Source organism: Psychromonas ossibalaenae ATCC BAA-1528, from assembly GCF_000381745.1.
Taxonomy (GTDB): domain Bacteria; phylum Pseudomonadota; class Gammaproteobacteria; order Enterobacterales; family Psychromonadaceae; genus Psychromonas; species Psychromonas ossibalaenae.
The window spans coordinates 42,544-61,499 of sequence record NZ_KB906976.1; the positions used below are offsets into that span (position 1 = coordinate 42,544).

At 43.6% G+C, this 18,956-nt stretch carries 13 protein-coding genes; 2 read left to right on the forward strand and 11 right to left on the reverse strand.

Annotated elements, in window-relative coordinates; genetic code table 11:
* Window positions 1-2: 2 nt before the first annotated feature.
* The 7 genes from G327_RS0106855 to G327_RS0106885 all read right to left on the reverse strand — a co-directional run bounded on the left by G327_RS0106855 (window position 3) and on the right by G327_RS0106885 (window position 8,200).
* Window positions 3-1,583, reverse strand: coding sequence for a hypothetical protein (locus G327_RS0106855; protein ID WP_019614021.1), 1,581 nt, complete (start codon window positions 1,581-1,583; stop codon window positions 3-5).
* Between the two features lie 38 nt (window positions 1,584-1,621).
* Window positions 1,622-2,722 (reverse strand): ROK family transcriptional regulator, encoded by a 1,101-nt coding sequence (locus G327_RS0106860; protein ID WP_019614022.1) that lies wholly within the window; start codon window positions 2,720-2,722, stop codon window positions 1,622-1,624.
* 136 nt (window positions 2,723-2,858) lie between these two features.
* Complete coding sequence (locus tag G327_RS0106865; protein ID WP_019614023.1) at window positions 2,859-3,971, reverse strand: ABC transporter ATP-binding protein; 1,113 nt, start codon at window positions 3,969-3,971, stop codon at window positions 2,859-2,861.
* A 9-nt stretch (window positions 3,972-3,980) separates the two neighbouring features.
* Window positions 3,981-5,321, reverse strand: coding sequence for a glycosyltransferase family 4 protein (locus G327_RS0106870; protein ID WP_019614024.1), 1,341 nt, complete (start codon window positions 5,319-5,321; stop codon window positions 3,981-3,983).
* Window positions 5,322-5,331: 10 nt separating this feature from the next.
* Complete coding sequence (locus G327_RS0106875; RefSeq protein ID WP_019614025.1) at window positions 5,332-6,135, reverse strand: carbohydrate ABC transporter permease; 804 nt, start codon at window positions 6,133-6,135, stop codon at window positions 5,332-5,334.
* Complete coding sequence (locus G327_RS0106880; protein ID WP_019614026.1) at window positions 6,122-6,994, reverse strand: carbohydrate ABC transporter permease; 873 nt, start codon at window positions 6,992-6,994, stop codon at window positions 6,122-6,124. The genes G327_RS0106875 and G327_RS0106880 overlap by 14 nt, the downstream gene beginning before the upstream one ends.
* A gap of 30 nt (window positions 6,995-7,024) precedes the next feature.
* Window positions 7,025-8,200, reverse strand: a complete 1,176-nt coding sequence (locus G327_RS0106885) for an ABC transporter substrate-binding protein (RefSeq protein WP_019614027.1) — start codon at window positions 8,198-8,200, stop codon at window positions 7,025-7,027.
* Window positions 8,201-9,050: 850 nt separating this feature from the next.
* Between G327_RS0106885 and G327_RS0106890 the strand changes: the two genes are divergently transcribed.
* Both G327_RS0106890 and G327_RS0106895 read left to right on the forward strand, forming a co-directional pair.
* Window positions 9,051-10,568 carry a DUF1800 domain-containing protein gene (locus tag G327_RS0106890; RefSeq protein ID WP_019614028.1) on the forward strand — a complete coding sequence of 506 codons (1,518 nt, stop codon included), beginning with the start codon at window positions 9,051-9,053 and terminating at the stop codon, window positions 10,566-10,568.
* A 4-nt stretch (window positions 10,569-10,572) separates the two neighbouring features.
* The gene (locus G327_RS0106895; RefSeq protein WP_019614029.1) at window positions 10,573-11,904 is read left to right on the forward strand and encodes a DUF1501 domain-containing protein; all 1,332 of its coding nucleotides are present in this window, start codon (window positions 10,573-10,575) and stop codon (window positions 11,902-11,904) included.
* Window positions 11,905-11,971: 67 nt separating this feature from the next.
* Here G327_RS0106895 and G327_RS25965 read toward each other — a convergent pair whose 3' ends face one another.
* The 4 genes from G327_RS25965 to G327_RS0106915 form a co-directional block, all read right to left on the reverse strand.
* On the reverse strand, window positions 11,972-13,681 hold the full coding sequence (locus G327_RS25965; protein ID WP_019614030.1) for a GGDEF domain-containing protein: 1,710 nt from the start codon (window positions 13,679-13,681) through the stop codon (window positions 11,972-11,974).
* A gap of 6 nt (window positions 13,682-13,687) precedes the next feature.
* On the reverse strand, window positions 13,688-15,130 hold the full coding sequence (locus tag G327_RS0106905; RefSeq protein ID WP_019614031.1) for an extracellular solute-binding protein: 1,443 nt from the start codon (window positions 15,128-15,130) through the stop codon (window positions 13,688-13,690).
* A gap of 151 nt (window positions 15,131-15,281) precedes the next feature.
* Window positions 15,282-17,579, reverse strand: a complete 2,298-nt coding sequence (locus tag G327_RS0106910) for an ATP-dependent helicase (protein WP_019614032.1) — start codon at window positions 17,577-17,579, stop codon at window positions 15,282-15,284.
* A 189-nt stretch (window positions 17,580-17,768) separates the two neighbouring features.
* Window positions 17,769-18,815: a hypothetical protein gene (locus G327_RS0106915; RefSeq protein ID WP_019614033.1), complete on the reverse strand. Its 1,047-nt coding sequence runs from the start codon at window positions 18,813-18,815 to the stop codon at window positions 17,769-17,771.
* Between the last annotated feature and the right edge of the window lie 141 nt (window positions 18,816-18,956).

The window sequence follows — 18,956 nt, forward strand, 5'->3', positions numbered from 1 at the left end:
ATTTATTCTAGAGGGGGGAATTCAAATACTGCAGTGGAGTAAAGGTTCAGGCCCTGCTGATCATTACCCGGTCCGTTTCGTCCTCCGGCGGCTACACGGTTGAGGATGGTCATATCTGTACCCTGTTCTGACTGTGTCAGTGCATAAACTTTCATCGCAGAGCCGCCGTCAATAAACAGCGCGGCAGTGATTTTTTCACCGTCAAAGATATCTATATCCAGCTCCTGCAGGCGCACCAGCAGATTACTGCTGTCAACGATATTAGCGCCGATACTCAGTTCATGGCGTCCGTCAAACAGCAGCCAGCCGATGCTGCGTTCAGTCTGAATAATCAGCCCGGCCGGTTCTCGAATTAACGCATCAAAATTATTACTCTCTCTGCCGGTTCTGGCTAAAGGCGACAAAGTGCCGGCGGCTTTATGCAGCCCCCTTTCAGCATCAGCACTGCTGAGCTTTTCACCGGTAGGTACAACAGGCTCGCCATCGATAACCGCAGGCACCAGGCCTCCGAGAATCTGACGGTAGCGGGAAAAATCACAGTTGTCTGAATACGGCCTGACATCCACCCGCAGGCCGCTCAGCTTCCGGTCTGCAAACAGTTCATTAAAAAGCGCCTCTTTGATAGAAATAACCACACCAAAAGAAGGCAGAGGTGCTCTGCCGTGCCAGACTTTAATCACCTCTTCATGGGGCTGACTGCCGTCACCTCGGCTGCTTATAAATAAATTTACCCGATTATGCACCGGCAGCATCGGCGAAAACTCCTGCAGAGCCCCTTCATGTTCCAGCTGACAGGCACTGTTAAACAAAACTATGTCATGCTGATCCAGGCTGTTAAAATCCGGATTGATAATATCCACTGTCAGTGCTGCGCTGCCGATCTCCAGGTCATAAGCCTGAATCTCAATCTCAGGTAGAATTTCAACGCTGCCGGCAGCAGTTACCGCAAGCGCACCACGGTGTACTCCCTGAAAACCGCAGCTTCCCCGTTCACCATGGGCCTTATTAAAGAAATAAAAGCCCAGGTAAGATAACACTTCAGGAAGCTGAAACTCCTGATCGGCAAAACGCCTGCTGTGAGACCAGATATGATCGCCGCAGTTAAGCTCCCGGGTCATAAAATAACCCAGATTGCCGCAGATCCCCTTAAAAGGCTTCTGCTCTGCAAGGCGTTCCTTTAAAGTCGCTAACTGACTGTTTTTATAATGATAACCGATAGCGCTGCGGTGAATATCCTCCTGATCGAACCACACTGCCGACACCGATGTGCTTTTTAACGGCAGCGGATGCGCTGTCGGCTGATAATCCTGTACGCCGGGCAGCCTGTCTGCATTAACGGCCGGCATCAGCATATGCACACGTTTGAATTTTAAAACGCTAAGCTGCTGCTGTGAAATTTGAAATGACTGTTCAAGTGACTGCTCAAAATCCTTTTCACTCTGCAGATCCGGATGAAGCGGATTGCCTTTAGCAGACTGATTAGTCTGAAATCCGTTAAGCGCCTCAGTATTACAATATGTCTGCGGCTGAATAACAAAACTTTCCCACTGCCCGGCAGTGAGCTGATATTGATTGAGTGACATAAAATAGCTTCTAAGTAGATGAATAAATATAATTCGAATTACTGGTAGACAGATTTATACAAGGGGATCAGTGCAGCCCCCGTAGCCGCGGCCTGATCGCCGGACACTGTGGCTAAAGAAACCGTCGGCATCAGCACGTCCTCTTCATGCTCATTTAATTTATTAACCGTCAGCAGATAAAGCTCATTAAGCAGCGCTGCCGGCAGCAGTCCGCCGAGCACTATCTCCTCAGGGTCAATTAAGGCATGGATGGTCTGAATTGCGTTCACTAGATCTTCACTGGCGTCATTAAGCCAATGCGAAATGATTTCCTGATGTTTTTCAACCAGCACCTCTAAAGCCTGATAACGGTGAGGGCTCGGTTCATGCAGACCGAGTTTTTGATACAGATCATTAAGTGAGGGACGGCTTTTGTTATGCGGGAAAAGGCGCCCTATTCTGCCTGCGTTGCCGCGATAACCGCGATAACTTGTATCATTATAAAAATGCCCTCCGCCGACACCGTAACCAAGGTAAAGATAAAACAGGTTAGCCTGCTTACTCTTACAGTTGCGGATATGTTCCCCCAGCGCGGCGGCTGTACCGTCATTTTCAACCCATGCAGGCAGCTGTAAATATTCTGAGATCTGCTCCTGAAAATCGACACTCTCCCACTCTTTAAAATAGGGGGGAAGGCGCAGCTGACCGCTGGACTGATTAAAGTTGCAGCTGGTTGTAATACCGGCACCAATCAGCGCACTGAACTGCTCCGGATAGCTGATTTTAACCATCTCCAGCAGACTGAACAGCTCGCTAAGGCCTTTTTCCGGACAATTATAAATACCGGATATAGAGCGTGAGAAAAAAGCACTGCCGCCGAGATCAACAATTTCAATACTGATCTTCTCCAGCTCAATATTAATACCTAAGCTGTAGGCTGCCTGGTGATTAATGCCCAGCTCAATACCCGGCTGTCCGCGGGCACTTTTCTGCCGCCCTAATACAACTAATAATCCCTCATCCAGCATCTTTTTGGTGATGGTGGTTATCGCGGGCGGCGTTAAGCCGCTAAGTTCGGCTAATTCAGCTCGCGTAACAGGTGCCGAGCTGTGGATCAGCGAAAATATTGTCCGTTGGGTTTTAGAACCAAAATCAACCATTTAATCAAGCCTATAGATAGTTCAGCAGCCTTACGGGTGCTGAGTGTAATAATAAATTGAATGACCGGCTGTGCTGCACAGCCGGCCGGTTTAACAAATAAAGCGTCCTTTTCTGCAGATAAAGGACCTCTCTTTTTTACGACGCGGCAACAGGGATTGCCGCACCGGTTGCCGAGTTAAAAAAGCTTAAATACTCTTCGGCAAATGCAAAGCTGAAGCTGTCCCCGACTGACTCGTGCATTTTTTTACTGTCAACTCGCAGCGTAGCAGATTCACCACCCAGTGTAATATGCACGTAATTTTCATTACCCATGCGTTCCATATTGTGAATTGGCGCTGAAATCAGCTTATCCTTAGGAAAGTCCGTCAGTTTGTCTTTATCTGCAACAATATTTTCAGGGCGCACACCGACCTTTACCCGCATCAAATGTTTAACCGCTTCATACTGCTGCTCATTAATCGCAATCGTTAAACCCGATGCAAAACGCAGTGACCGGCCGACAATTTCAACTTCAAAGAGATTCATCTGCGGCGCGCCGAGAAAAGCGGCCACAAAGGTATTTGCCGGATTATGGTAAAGATCCATGGGTTTACCTATCTGCTGAATAATACCGTCTTTCATTACCACAACCCGGTCCGCCATGGTCATCGCTTCAACCTGATCATGGGTGACATAAATAGTGGTTGCGCTTAACTCGCGATGCAGTTTAGTTATCTCATTACGCATGGAAACACGCAGCTTGGCATCCAGGTTAGACAGCGGCTCATCCATTAAAAAAACTTTGGGATTACGCACAATCGCCCGCCCTAAAGCGACCCTCTGACGCTGTCCGCCTGACAAGTCTTTCGGTTTACGGTGCAGCAGCTCGTCAAGGCCGAGAATCTGCGAAGCCCATTTAAGCTTTTCGGCAATCTCTTCAGCAGACTGCTTAAGCACACGTAAACCAAAAACGATGTTTTCCTTGACCGACATATGCGGGTAAAGCGCATAATTCTGGAAAACCATAGCCATATCCCGGTCCTTAGGGTGCACATCATTTAACTGCTTACCGTCAACCGACAAGCTGCCCGATGTGATTTTTTCCAGACCGGCAATCATGCGCAGAGTGGTTGATTTCCCACAGCCTGACGGGCCAACAAATACAATGAACTCACCTTTCTTTATCGACAGCTCGAAACTGTCTACAGAAAGAGAATCGGAGTTATCATACTGCTTACAGATATCTTTTAAACACACATAATCTTTCATTTCATTACCTCAAGAAAACACAGCGGCTAATCTGTCCTGTAAAGTCGCATAGGAAAAGTGAGTCAGCCCTAACGCAAAGTTCTTATCAACGATCTGCTGATAACGCCTTTTATCACACAGAATCTCCAGGATCTCATCAGCCGCATTACAGGTAATTTCCGGGCTGACAGTCACCAGACCGCTTTCCAGAGTTTCATATTGATTACCCAGCGAAGTAAACTCACAGCCGACAGGTTTAATATCTTTCTCATAAACTGAATATTCAAACACCATCACAGGTTTTCTGGCAAACATCGCTTCCAGAAGCTGATTTCCCCAGCCCTCATAGATACTCGGATACATCACAAAATCACAGTCTACATAAGCGTCCCACAGACTGTATATTTTTTTACCGTTACGCGTAGTACGTTCATGGTCAACAATGGTCGGATCGATAATAAACTCAATGCCCGAATCCTTACATTTCTGTTCAAGCAGCTGTACGTAATCACCATGATCTTCATGCAGACCAACCATGACGTAATAAATTTTACTCTCGGAAGTAAACACTTTGCCGTTATACAGGGTTTTACCTGTCAGGCTGCTTTTCAGTGATTCAATTCTTTCTAATACATCAACGGCAAGCTCGATACCTTTACGCGCCACCAGACGAGTGCCCTGCAGGAACAGAATATCATCTTCTTTAATACCTAGGCGCGCTCGAAAATCACTGTTGTAATCATCTTTTTTCCAGTTATCTATTGAAAAATCAAACACATTCGGCACATAGGTTGAGTCCTCACCTTTTTTAGCAAAAAGATCTTCTTTAGCCAGGGTATTAATAACGCAGTGCTGAATATTATCGCCTTTAGGCGGAAAATTCTCCTCCAGACTGTCTTTAACAAAATCATATTTAGAGCCGGAAAAGAACTCCCGCTCCCAGTAAAAGTCGTGATGATGGTTAACCACACGCACCCCGGTTTTTTTAATCACCTCGGCAAACGCTTCGCCGATAGCAATACTGCGCCCCATGCAGCAGATATTATTCGGCACAAGAATATCTATGTTCTGCTCGCGGATAATAGACTCCAATTTCAGTGCTACCGTCTCTTTAAGGGCTGCAGAGCGCTGTTTAAGCTCGCTTTCAGGTTTATCCTGATATTTAAACATCTCCATGCGCAGCTGTTCATCTTCCGGATAGAGAATGGCGATTTCATCAATAAGATAGGTTTCACGTGAACAGGTGCCTTTAGAGCCGGCAATATAAACAACCTCATGGCCGAGCCGTTCTAAAATCAGTGCCCACTTATCCATTTCCAGTGAAACACCGTCTGTTTCGCCGACTCGATAGTGTGAAAGTGCAATTTTCATGTTTGTTCCTCTATTTGAGACCGCTGGTCGCGATACCTTTAGTAAAATATTTTTGAAAGATTAAAAAGATGATAATGGTTGGAATGGTCAGCAGTACCACCCCGGCCATGATTTGATTCCAGAACTGCTCATGCTGGCCGTGGAATGAGTTCAGACCGACGGGCAGGGTATACATATCAGAGCTGGAGCCGATAATGCTCGGCCACAGATAAGCATTCCAGTTTGCAGTGAACAGCAGTATTGCCTGAGAAATCAGCGGAATTTTGGCGATTGGAAAAATAATCAGCCAGAATGTTTTCATTTCTGACAAGCCGTCCATATACGCAGATTCTTCCAGCTCAAAAGGCATGCTTTCGTAATACTGTTTCATTAAAAAGGCAAAAAACAGATTAAATATGAAAGGTAAAATCAGCCCCAGATAAGAGTTAATCAGCCCCATTTCTGCAAGCAGCATATAGGTCGGCGCCATTAATACCTGCGACGGGATCATCATGCAGGCAATAATAACAAACAGTAACCAGCCCATACCTTTATGGCGGGCCATGGAATAACCCAGCATACTGTTGATAACCAGATTCAGCACGGTGACAAAAAATGCCACAATAACGCTGTTGATCATCCAGCTGTCAAAGGGAAATTTAGTTAAGATGTAAACATAACTGTCCAGACTGAATTTCGATATATCAACCTCTCCATGAGCAATCAAGTCCAGCGGAGACAGAGAAATAATAATGGTCAGCGCAAAAGGAATAACAGTAATCACCAACATTCCAAGCGCAAATAAATGAAATGATATCTTTTTAAGACTTAGCATGTTTTACCTTACGTTCAATAAATACAACAGTTAATATTAATGACATAAAGATCATTGCCATCGCGCTTGCATACCCCACTTCATAACTCTTAAAGGCGGTATTATAGATATACAAAACCGTGGTCAGCGTTGAATCTAAGGGGCCGCCTTCATTTTTAGTCATTACCGCCACTTCATCATAAAGCTTGAAGCCGTTAATCATGGAAGTAATAAAGACAAAGAAAATGACCGGTTTTAATGACGGTATGGTAATTTTCAGCAGCTGAGTTAATTTATTCGCCCCATCCATATCCGCTGCTTCATAGAGCTCCGCAGGAATCGACTTAAGGCCGCCGACAAAAATAATCATATACAGCCCCAGGTGACTCCAGGAATGCATTAAAATAACCGGCACAATGGCAAAACGTGTTGACTCTAACCAGTTAAAGTTATCGGGAATAAAAGCAACTGCAGAGTTAACCGCCCCGCCGGACTTAAACAAAAAGGTAAACATTAATGCAACAGCCACCGTACTTGCGATAGTGGGCAGATAATAACCAACGTTAAACACCTTTTTCAGCTTCAGTGCGCTTGATTCAATAATCAGTGCCAAAGCTAATGACGCGGCCAGCTGAATAGGCACCGCAAAAATAACAATGATAAAAGTATTCTTAACCGCAGATAAGAAACGCTCATCCCCAAAGGCACGAATATAATTATCCAGGCCGATCCAGCTTGCATTTGCCAGTCCGCCCTGAGTAAGCGAATATTCTGTAAAGCTTAAATAAACACTTAAAAATAACGGGATAATAAAAAACAATCCGAAAAATATGTAAAACGGCATGCCGAATTTCAATTTAACCCATGCTGAAACATTCATTAGTATTACCTTTTAAAAAATGAAAATAATCTATTGAAGTTCAAGTAAAGCTTCTTCAAGTGCCTGCTCAACGTCGGTGTTATTGATGTATATTTTCTCGCCGGCCCGTCCTAATGCAGAATGTATCTTTGCGCCGTCCACTCCGTATAAATTCACATTTGAATAGGCAAACTGTTCAGAATTAGCGACAAAGTCTTTGTTCGTTTCCTGATAATACTCGCCGGCTGCTTTACGCGTCGGTACGGCTATTTTGCTGTCCACCACCATGCGCTGAATTTTTTCACTTGCCATATACTCAATAAAATCAACGGATTCCTGAGTTTTTTCGGTATTTGCATTCATGACATAAGCCACCGTAAAGAGCATACTGGTCTGCTCTTTTCCAGCAGGAAGCTTAGCCATTTTCCAGTTTAAGTCTTTTGATTCCTGCTCCAGTGTCTGAACTGCCCAGCCGCCGGAAATCATCATAGGTACGCGCTTAGTGGTAAATGCAGTTTCATTACCGTCAAGTTCCTGACCTGTTTTCGCGGCCTTGCTTCCCAGCAGCTGTCGGTAATAAAAATCATAGGCAGATGCGACTTCAGCACTATTAAAGGCAAAGTTTCCTTTTTCATCAAAGACTTTACCGCCGGACTGAAAAAGGAAAGGTGAAAATCGGGGGAATTCTGTTTCTAATACTATACCGGCATCATACTTATCAAGATCGGCAAAAAAATGAGCCGTTTTTAACAGCTCGTCCCAGTTAGCCGGCACCTTCATATTGTATTTATTAAAAGTATCCTGATCGTAATACAGGACTAAAGAGTTGGCATCTTTCGGCAGGCCATAAACCGCGTCATCCTTCTGGTAAGCGGCCAGCAGCGGTTCATTAAAGTCGTTTAAATCAGTCTTCTTTAAAAAAGGTTTAATATCCTGAACAGCACCGTCATTGACAAATCTGTCCAGGTATAAACTGTCCATATAAAAGACATCTGGACCGCCTCCTGAAGCAATCTGCAGCTGAATTGCATCATTATAGGTACCGTTGATCACCTCGATTTGAACCTCTGTTCCGGTACTTTGCTCATAACTGTCCACCCTTTCCTGAACAAACGCCATTTCTTGAGGTGTTGTCGTCCATATACCTAAAACAAGCTTGTCATCTTGTTTTGAACAACCGCCGAGGAAAGCCATTGATAAAATTACTGCTCCAATTGATTTTTTCATTCCCGCTCCACATACATTATAAAAATATGGTCTTATAACCAGGCAATGCATACTGAACTACACAAACAATTCAATCATGACAAGGACTTAAATGTTAATAAGACGACAACTCATTATTCAGCTTCTATAAAAACCAATTTAAATTAAATTAATTTATTTAATGTTGTTATTGATTTATATAAACAGGCACCTAAAAACACAAAGCACCCTAAGCAATGATGTAAATGTACAGTTTTACAGCTAAAAAGATCAACAGAAGCATTTTCTTTTTGTGAAACCAATCATATTAAATTAAATCATTTAATTTAATAAAACATCAACAACAATGATCTGTTTATAAAAAAACAGCATAAGGATAAAAAACGTTCAGGGGACGGGAAAATTAACGGGGGGTACCCACAGCAATGCAGCTGTACGCCGTTATGTGAAATAAAAAATATAGACCTTGAGTTTAAGTCTTTTAAATACAAGGGGATACAAAAATTGAACAGCTATTGCTTAGGCCGGGATTTTTGTCCCCGGCACAACAAAGCCCTTAAAAAACCAACATTTAGTCAAAAAATATTAAAAACAATCACAACAAAAACACTGTTTCTCAGCACTGAAAAATTGAGATACCACCAATTAGGTACTAAAAGAAAGGTGCTTACGATATTATGAAAGAAAACGATAGTAATTTACTTCGCTTATCCGCTGTTACGATATGTGCTTTTAAAGGCAGTTTTACCCTGTCCCGGCATGGATACAAAACATTCATCCTGTGCCGCTCAACTTTACAAAAAGCTTAATTATCGTGATCGGCACCCTTGCGGATACTAACATGAACTAATCATTTCTTATTTGGAAGACAATGGAAAATAACATAAAGATTGACAGTGAAAGAGAGCAGTATGCAAAATTTTTGTATCGAGCAACTTTTGGCCCTAAAAAAGGGCAAATAGACGCTCTGCAGAAAGCAGGATACGAAAGCTGGTTTAAAGAGCAGTTTGCAGCCCCGGCATCTTATCATGCCCCGAAAGCACAGCAGTTTGCTGATCTGACTAATGTGAAAGTCAGTGAAAATATGCGTTTAGGCGCATGGTGGCAGAGAACCATACAAGCAGAAGACCAGCTCAGACAGCGAATGGCTTATTCCTTAAGTCAGATTTTTGTAGTGTCGAAACACGGTATACCGGGTAAGCATATTGAGCTGGCTCAATATTACGATATCTTAGTTAAACATGCTTTTGGTAATTTCCGTGATTTACTGGAAGAAGTAACACTTAACCCTGTAATGGGGCATTACCTTACATTGCAGAACAGCCAGAAGTTCAACCATAATAAAAAAACTTATCCTGATGAAAACTACGCACGCGAAGTAATGCAGTTATTTACTTTGGGTTTATGGGAACTACAGGAAAACGGTGAAGCGGTTCTTGATGTAGACGGGAACAAAATCCCCACTTATACACAACAGGATATTGAAGAACTGGCGCGCGCATTAACAGGATGGCGCCGCAGTGATTATACTGCACCTATGCATGGTGTGGACAACCGCCATGACAGTGACGAAAAATTAATTTTAAATGAATATTTCCCTTCAGGAAAAACGCCTCAGCAGGACCTGACTCAGGCTATGGATCTTTTATTTAATCATAAAAACACTCCCGTACTTTTTGCTGAATTATTAATCAAACGCCTGACCGGCAGCAACCCGCGCGGCGAGTATATCGCACGCGTAGCCAGTGCCTTCAAAAATAACGGTGACGGTGTCAGAGGCGATTTTAAGGCAGTGCTGACTGCAGTACTCACCGACAGTGATGTGGTCAATGCTGAAGCAGAACAAGGAGCGACACAAAGAAAAACCTTCGGTCGTCTGCAGGAGCCTGTTATTACTATTGCTAACCAGGCCCGTGCACTTGATATGAAGTCAAAACAAGAACGCTGGTATGATATTCAGTACACCGAATCACAATTAGGCCAGGCACCGCTGCTGGCGCCGAGTGTCTTTAATTTCTACACACCTGTATTTGCACCTCAGGGCGAGATTTCTAATGCAGGTTTAATTGCACCTGAGTTTTACCTGTTAACAACCGATAACATGCGCCGCATCCACAACCGTTTATGGGGCAACATTTATGCAGTCTGGGGAAACAGTGCTACTGGGTGGACTTGGGATCATAGTGAGTTTCTCGCTTTAGAATCATCACCAGATGAATATATGGCACTGCTGAACGAGCGCTTATTCGGCGGATTGATATCGACTGAACTGCACGATTATATTCATAATATGCTCTCCAGTGAAATGGAGAAAGTCGGCCCGAACCTGCGCATAAGAAATACTTTATATGTTGCTTTCTCTTCCCCTGAATTCTTCACTCAAGAGTAATATAATGAAATTATCACGTAGAAATTTTTTAAAGATGGGAGCAACCGTTGCTTCATCAACCGCATTAACAACAATACCCGGCATCGCTTCAGCAGACAGCAGCGAAAGTACACATAAAGCCATTGTATGTATTCTTTTAAACGGTGGTAACGATGCTTATAATATGCTCATACCATTATCTGAATCAGCTTATTCCGATTATGCACTTGCCCGCCCCGCTTTAGCGATAAAAGAAGAAGATGTTCTGCCTCTCGGATTAAACACCGACAATGCGGTCGAACTGGGTATTCACCCCGCTATGTCTGCGATGCTGCCGCTGTTCAAAAGCGGCCAGGCAACAGCAGTCATTAACAGCGGCCCGCTTGTTGAGCCGCTGACTCGCTCTACGATAGAGCAAGGACTTGGAGTATTACCTGATTTTTTAATGGCGCATAATTTACAGCAGGAAATGGTTCAGTCAGGTACCGTAAGCATGTCCAACCGTTATGCCTGGGCCGGACGTATGATGGACATCATCGGTGTCAACAGCTCTGTGTCTCCATTAATTGCGATCGGTAATGACTGTAAACTGCTGCGTAGTGCTAAATACAAACAGACGGTAGTCAACAGTGACGGTGTAGGTAGTTATACCGGCTGGAATAGCTCACACCGTGTCAGTGGTTACTTTTCACATTTTGTGAACCGTGATTACGAAAATTTATATTCTCATAATTTCTCAAAGCGTATGTCTTCAAGTGTATTAGAGAACGAAGAACTAAATGAGGTTCTGCAGGCTTACCCGGCAACCGGCAGCTATCCTGATACTCATTTAGCAGATCAGCTGAAAATGGTAAGCCGTCTGATTCAGGCAAATAAAACAATGGGCCAGAAACGTCAGGTGTTTTTTGTTGAGCTGGGTGGTTTTGATACACATAATGACCAGGATACAACACATCGAGAGCTGCTGACTCAGGTCAGTGACGCGCTTGCTGCTTTTAATCAGGATATCGCAGCACATAAACTTGAAGAACAGGTCACTTCTGTCACCATGTCGGATTTCGGGCGCAGAGTCAGAGCAAACTCAACGGGAACGGACCATGGCTGGGGCGGACATCAGATTATAACCGGCGGCGCAGTCAAAGGCGGCAAAGCTTACGGGAACTGGCCGCAGCTGACCTCTAAGAGTGAGGATGATTACAGTAACGGCCGGGTTATTCCTTCAATTTCAACGGACCAGGTAAATGCTTCTCTATGCGAATGGTTTGGTTTAAACACAGGACAGATACACAGCCTGTTTCCTAACCTGATTAATTTCCAGTCGCCAACTTTGGACTTTATGACTACTCAAAAAGTTTAATCAACAAACCTAAACAACGACTGGTTTATTGTGCTCTAGCGAAAAACGTAACCGTATTGTGATCAGTTTAATCGATCACAATGCAGTTGCGTTTTTCTTTTGCCTGATATAAAGCGGCATCCGCAAGGCGATAAGCTTGATCAGGACTTAGCGGCTGATTACCATCAATAATTTTAATACCAATAGAAATAGTTAAGTACCCGGCAACACTTGAATACAAATGAATTCTGTTTAACTTCAATATCGACTGCTGAATTTTATTGGCAATTTCTCTAGCACTTTGATGATCTGAATTGGGTAGAACAACCGCAAATTCTTCACCGCCGATACGGGCAACCAGATCATTTTCCCGCTGACAGTGCTTAACCAGAATATGGGCAATATCTTTTATTGCTTCGTCCCCCTGAGGATGCCCATAATGATCGTTATACTGTTTAAAGTGGTCAATATCTAAGATTAATAATGCCAGCTGCAGGCGGCTGCGTTGATTGCGTTTTATTTCCTGCTGCAGCACTGTGTCAAAGGCCCGTCTATTCTTCAACTGCGAAAGCGGATCTGTGTTCGCCATGAGTTGAACCTGTTTTACATAGCCCTGCAGCTGCTGCAGGGTTCTTTCCATATCACCGAATTCGTCATTGTGCTTCTGCTTAATGGTCATCTGCGTATTGCCATCAGAAAGAAGCAGCATATTGGCACGGATAGCCAGTACCCGTTTTATAATTTTGGTATGAATAAAAGCCCAGCCGATAAACAGGCTGAAAGTAATACCGCCAACGGCAATACCCCATAAAAGGTACTGTTTAATCTCCACTTCAGATTTAGCGGCAGTCGCCTCCTGAGACAAGCTGTTCTGCAGATAAAAATGAATATTCTCCGCATTAAGCAGGAGCTGATCTGCAGTTTCAACCTGCTGGGTTATCAGCGTATTAATAACCACTTGAGTACGAAGACCGCTTAACCGTGAATTGAAAACTGAATATTTTCCTTTGTAAATGTCCTGAGCCTGCTGCAGCCAGATGATAGCAGCTTCACGAGATGTCCGGTTTGTACTTAAGCTGGACAGCTGCTCGATCTCGTTACCCAGCAGATAAACTTTGCGTTTGAGCTTATTAAGCTTCACGGTGCTGTCTGTACTGCTGGCTTCCACCAGCATTTCTGCCAGAAGCAGTGCACGTTTATAAATTTTAAAAAAGTTACGTGTGTTTTTTAACAATTTTTGCGGCAGTCCGAGCTGCCCGCTATTATCAAATGAATTTTCCAATTGATTACCGAGCAGGTTCAGTTCAGGCAGCAGCTGTGCTTCAGTATTTCTAAATAACCTAATAATTTTGGGACTGACTATTTTTTGCTGACTACGAATTTCAGCCCGCAGTTTAAATAAACGGGCAAGATGGCGGGTATGAGTAATGTATAATGTAATACGTTTATTCTTCTCATTTAACTGCTGCTGCTGCTCTTTAAGCAGGGAAGAATAGGATAACGTTTCCGAAACATCACGAATACTAGTCCATAAGCGGCTGACCTTATCCAGGTGCGCCAAAATGACATCACTTTCCGCTTCCGATTTAAGCGCAAACAATTCTGATTTTAAATTTGCACTGCTGGACTGTAGGTTACTGCTGATCTGCATTAACGGGATAAAATCTAAAGCAGCTCTTTGATAAGCATCGCTTAACTGCCTGGCAGTATGGTTCGCGATAAGTACCGTAACCAGAGTTAACCCGGCAATGATGAACAGAGCAATATTAAACTGTCTTTTTAACGACCTTTTTTTCATTATCCGTTATTCCGCCAGCATGGCTTCCTCACCATAAAGGTTCTGTAAAGTTGTGATCTGCACTTTTAGGTGCTGCAGAATATTGTCGGTATCCTGCGGTTTTTGTGTAATGCGGTAAGCGGCTTTCATCAGTTCGGGATAAATACTGCCCATCGCGGTACTTGAAAAATGTCCATACTGAGCCACATTTCCCTGCCAGCTCTGATCTGCTAGATAGCTGGACTGCAGTGCCTGTCTTTGTGCGGAATCGTGCGCTAATGTCTCTTTTAAATACAAGATAACATCAAGACGGCAGGGATTTCCCCCCCCGTTAGCATACGCCAGCTGACTCTCAAAACTATTCAGATACTTAAGCAGCCAGTAAGCGGCTTGTGGATTTTTACTATCATAGCTAACTGCAAATGAGTAAGCTCCCTGATAAGGTTTCCCACCGGCAACATTGCTGATACCTAATTGTGCTCCCGGAATACTGTTGTTAACTTGCCCCGAAACCGACCATAAATTATTGTAAGCAAAAGGCCACATAGCAACGCGCCCCTCTTTTAACACAGTTGCCGCCTCCAAAAATGCAAAATTTACATTCGCCGGATAAGCATACTGCATAAGGTCTACATAATACCGGGCAGCCTGTTTTGCCTGTTTTGAATCAGCCCTAACATGAAAACCTTTTATTCTGCCCTTTTCATACTCCGGAAAAAACCATTTGCCCTCTAATCCCCATAAAATTGACGACAGTTCATCATTAATATGCGGACGGTTGCCTAACATCAGTGCAACACCGTAAAAATCTTTGTTTAATACTTTTCCTGCCAGAGTCAGGCCTTTTTTACGGGTAAAGAAATCAGCGGTGTCACGGAGCTGCTCCAACGTCACGGGAGGCCGCAGCGGGTAACCGAAGCGCTTGATAAAGGCTTGTTGTTCTAACGGGTTGTCAAACAGATCTTTGCGGTAATGATTACCCATCACATAGGAGTTATAGGGCAGGCTGTGCAGATCATTGTTGTAGGATAAAATATTCACCAAGGCTGGATAATAATTACCAGAGAGCTCTGTAAACTCATTAATATTAGCCGCATCATATGTTTCTACCAGTTCTGCAATCGGGACAGTATAACCGTTAGCCGCCCACTCTTTTGCCCATCCGGCTTCAATGGTCAGCACATCATATTTCCCCAGCCCCCGCTGCATAGAAACAGTCTGCAGTTGATACATATCAGAAAGCGAAACCGACTTCACCTGAACCTGCACACCGGTTGCACGGGTAAATTCACTGATCAGATTATTTTTCAGGTACTCAGTCCAGAAACCCTTTTCAGCTACCAGAGTAATAGGAGTCTGATTAGTTATTTTGGGTAATACTATGGGACGGGGATGCTCAATTAGAGGAGCGCCAGAAACATTTGCAGTGCTAAAACAAAAAAATATAAGCAGGTACTTGATACTATTCATCGGCAGAAACCTCATTTAAAAACGGCATACCTTAATAAAAATAGTACAGCGGCAGTTAAAAAGAGTTTACCTTGATGAATAAGAGCACTATTTAGGGAAAAGAAAAGCAAAAGCGTGATACGACACAGCTATCCCCTCACCACTACAAGGGTTAAGCTTTATGTTTAAAATAATCATTAAATGCTCTGCTTAAATATTTATCCGAACTATTATCATTAAACTCAACCTTAAAACTAATCCGGTCACATTCAATAATTTTACCCTCACGCCCGCTGCCGATATGAATTACCGCTTTACCAGTCGTTAATGCAGGTGCTTTATTCTTCACTGCATTTCTTGTCTGAACCGGTTTACCGCTGTCTATCTTACGACAAACAATACGGGCAGCAGCAGGTTTGATTTTCGTGATACGCCCTATTTTTAATAAATAACGCTGCACTTTTTCCGACATATCCTCCGGTAGAGAGTGATTGAGGTGGACAGCCTGGGCAACATTCAACACCGTATTTATATCAACCTCTTTAACAAAACGAGAAGCACCGCTCTCCCCGTTTCCGTACTGCTGCGGTGAATGATAGATAAAAGCTCCTTTTTTTGCTCTGGTTAATCCGACATAGGCCAGGCGGCGCTGTTCCTGTATATCGTTTACACTGACGGATGACTTTTTGCGCACGCTGGGAAAATCTCCGGCATTCCAGAAGGGTAAATGAACGTAATCAAACTCCGCCCCTTTAGCGCGGAAAATAGTGGTAATTTTAACCGCTTCTTCGCGGCTGTTTGCTCTATGAACGGCCTGTTCATTATGCTGAAAAAACTGCAGCGCCTGTTCGGTGTTTAGTTTAAGTGTTCTTAATATGGTAGCAACTGCATCAAGGCGATCTATATTTTCTTCAAAATCACTTTCAGTCGCTTCTGAATTTTTCAGCCAGTCGTTCACTGCAAATTTCTGACGATATCCGGCAAACAAAGTAAACGCACTTTGCTCTAAGTGATGCTTAGCAAACCACTGCAGACGCTCATTCACCTTATTCAGACTTTTACTGTCCATAGAGCTGCGTACGGTGAAGTTTTTTACCTTCTGCCGGTAATCTGTTAATGCGCCGCCCGCTAAAAGATCTGCCAGGTCATTGACTGCGCTCTGCTTTATAAAACAGGTTGGGTAAGATAAAACGGTTTTAAAAGCGTCATTGACCGGCATATTAGGTGTCTGCCGAGACCAGTGCTGCATAATGGCAATAACTGCACGCAGCAGGTTAATTTCTTTACTGTCTTTTAACGCACTGACTGCCGGCATCTGGTAGGCTATGTTTGCTTTCAGCAGGCCGATTTCCAGCAGCATGGTTTGTGACCAGCGGCGGATCAATATAGCGATTTCCGACGGGCGCGTCCCCTCTGCTAACTGCGCCCTGATATTTTTTACCGTTCTTGAAACAAAGGCTTTGTCAGCAATAACGTGAACATCGGTTTTTTCGGTATATTGACTGGAAGAGGTAATAAAATCTGATTCGCGCTGTTTATTATTACTGATCAGCTGATAGGCACTGATCGCTAATGCATGGCCATAGCGGAATGTTTCACTTAAGCGGTATTTTCTGCAGGGTGGAAAATCACGTTCGAAATTGAGCATAAATCCCGGATCACTGCCCCGCCAGCCGTAAATACTTTGATCAACATCTCCGACAACCACCAGACTTGAATCAGTCCCTTTAATTAACTGCAGGAGCTGATACTGCACAGCATTAATATCTTGAAATTCATCAACAACAATCAACTGATAAGACTCTCGAATAGTTTCCTGAAAATCAAGATCCGAGCTTAACAGTGCCACGGCAGCCACTAACCAGTCATCAAAAAACAATACTTTTTGGTGTTTTCTCGCCTGCTCATACAAATTATAAGTTTCTGTTAAAAAAGCATAATCTCGATTAAATTTATAATTATTCAGCACTTCCCTGGGAGTCAGTGCATTGGCTTTGATCAGACCGATAAAACCGGCAGCCACGGTTCGAGTATTAGGTTTTAACAGAGTGTTTTTCTGCGCGGCATAACGCGGATCCGACGCCTGTTTTTTTAATACATCGCGAATAATAGACATCGCCTGTTTTTCATTAAAAGACAGGCTGTAACCACTCTGCTTTAAATAACCGCTCTCATTGAGTATTTTTTTGCAGAATGCATGATAAGTATTAACCATCTGCGCACCATTAACAGCCCGTTCGCCAAGTTTGCTGATAAAGTCACGGCTGGTTTCGCTGTTAAACATCAGTACACAAATCTGCGCAGCCGATAATACCTTTAACTGCTGCTCTAGAAAGCCAACCAGCGTTGATGTTTTACCTGTCCCGGCTCCAGCCGAGCAGAGCGCATTACCGCAGCTATGGCTGATCAGAGAGAGCTGTTCCTGAGTGTAGTTAAGAGCAGATATTGATGGTAAAGAGGCTGTGTGCATAACAATTTAAATTCGAGACTGAATAAGAGAGCCGGCATTTTAATGCTAAAAAGTGTTTTCTCATAGCTAATAAACACTATCAGCAAATGAAACAAACGGCCCCGGCAAATCAGCTATACACTTTCAGTACATGAAAACGGGTTAGAGCAGCAAGACATAGCGCTGAGCATTACGCCCAGCGTAAAACTGTTAGCCATGTGCAAACTTACGTAAGTAGTCTGCCGGCACCGGGTAACTCTGTCCCAAATGTTGGGGATGTACACATCTTGTAACCGGATATTTCACAAACACGCAGTTACCTGAACCATGAAAATGTCGATAAACCAGCTTGCCGTATTTATTTTTTACCGGATCCAGCTGCCTTACCGAAGCCTCAGTTAAACGGATCAGACTGCCTAAATAATTCAGCAGCTCACGGCTTTGTATGTCACGTGCCGGCAGTCCGTGATTTCGTCTAAGCAGTCTTAACCGGGTAAGTGCAGCGGCGGCATCCGGATTTAAACGCGCAGTTTCTAACGCAATGATAAACAGCGCTTTTGCAGAGCCCGGCGGATTCATTAATCCGGCAATATGGGTATTCCACCAGTTCTGACTGTCTACAAACAGCTGCTCATGGCGAATCTCGGCATTATCTATCGTTCCTTGAACTGACACTTCACTTTGCACCTCTGCAATACCGGTTAAGGTATTAAATGACAGCTCTCCTGTTCTGGCCGTCATACGCACCTGCAGCCGCGGGCTGATACGGTTAAATAAGTTATAAGCGAAACTGTCCGTCCAGTCGACTGCATCCAGATTCTGATGATCAAGCGCATATTGTGAGCTTCTTGCACCAAAACACATAACTAATGAAAGATTGTAACAATGACTCCTAGTAAATATAGTTAATAATAAATCTGCCAGCTGCTGATCGGTAACATGTTGATCCGCTCTGCAGCTGCCTACAGGTGCTTTAATAATACCGTAATTAATACTGCGCATCGGCCCGTGTAATGACAGCATCACCCGGTCGGCTTTCATACACTCAGATTTTATTTTACTCAGGGTTTTAGTGTAATTCCGGTTGCGGACACCGTTGATATGATCACGGTAAAAATCCACCAGCATAATCTCTTTTACCTGCTCCGATTTAAAATACCCCTGCGGACGAGGGAATTTTATTCGTAACGCATCAATCGCTTTTCTACCGTCAACCCCAAGATCATCCGACATATTTAAAAATATTTGTTTGCCCATGTATTGCTATTCCATTAATTGTTTAACTCTATAATTCAAGCGCTTAAAATTAGTTCGACTCTAAAAGCCGCAGTCTTGATTTATTATCAACGCAACACAAAACATATCACATAAACGTGACAAAAAACTCATGGCTTGACA

What these genes read in the sequence shown, in the direction of transcription:
- G327_RS0106855 (WP_019614021.1), bottom strand. Translation starts at nt 1,583, where the DNA reads ATGTCACTCAATCAATATCAGCTCACTGCCGGGCAGTGGGAAAGTTTT.
- G327_RS0106860 (WP_019614022.1), bottom strand. Translation starts at nt 2,722, where the DNA reads ATGGTTGATTTTGGTTCTAAAACCCAACGGACAATATTTTCGCTGATC.
- G327_RS0106865 (WP_019614023.1), bottom strand. Translation starts at nt 3,971, where the DNA reads ATGAAAGATTATGTGTGTTTAAAAGATATCTGTAAGCAGTATGATAAC.
- G327_RS0106870 (WP_019614024.1), bottom strand. Translation starts at nt 5,321, where the DNA reads ATGAAAATTGCACTTTCACACTATCGAGTCGGCGAAACAGACGGTGTT.
- G327_RS0106875 (WP_019614025.1), bottom strand. Translation starts at nt 6,135, where the DNA reads ATGCTAAGTCTTAAAAAGATATCATTTCATTTATTTGCGCTTGGAATG.
- G327_RS0106880 (WP_019614026.1), bottom strand. Translation starts at nt 6,994, where the DNA reads ATGAATGTTTCAGCATGGGTTAAATTGAAATTCGGCATGCCGTTTTAC.
- G327_RS0106885 (WP_019614027.1), bottom strand. Translation starts at nt 8,200, where the DNA reads ATGAAAAAATCAATTGGAGCAGTAATTTTATCAATGGCTTTCCTCGGC.
- G327_RS0106890 (WP_019614028.1), top strand. Translation starts at nt 9,051, where the DNA reads ATGGAAAATAACATAAAGATTGACAGTGAAAGAGAGCAGTATGCAAAA.
- G327_RS0106895 (WP_019614029.1), top strand. Translation starts at nt 10,573, where the DNA reads ATGAAATTATCACGTAGAAATTTTTTAAAGATGGGAGCAACCGTTGCT.
- G327_RS25965 (WP_019614030.1), bottom strand. Translation starts at nt 13,681, where the DNA reads ATGAAAAAAAGGTCGTTAAAAAGACAGTTTAATATTGCTCTGTTCATC.
- G327_RS0106905 (WP_019614031.1), bottom strand. Translation starts at nt 15,130, where the DNA reads ATGAATAGTATCAAGTACCTGCTTATATTTTTTTGTTTTAGCACTGCA.
- G327_RS0106910 (WP_019614032.1), bottom strand. Translation starts at nt 17,579, where the DNA reads ATGCACACAGCCTCTTTACCATCAATATCTGCTCTTAACTACACTCAG.
- G327_RS0106915 (WP_019614033.1), bottom strand. Translation starts at nt 18,815, where the DNA reads ATGGGCAAACAAATATTTTTAAATATGTCGGATGATCTTGGGGTTGAC.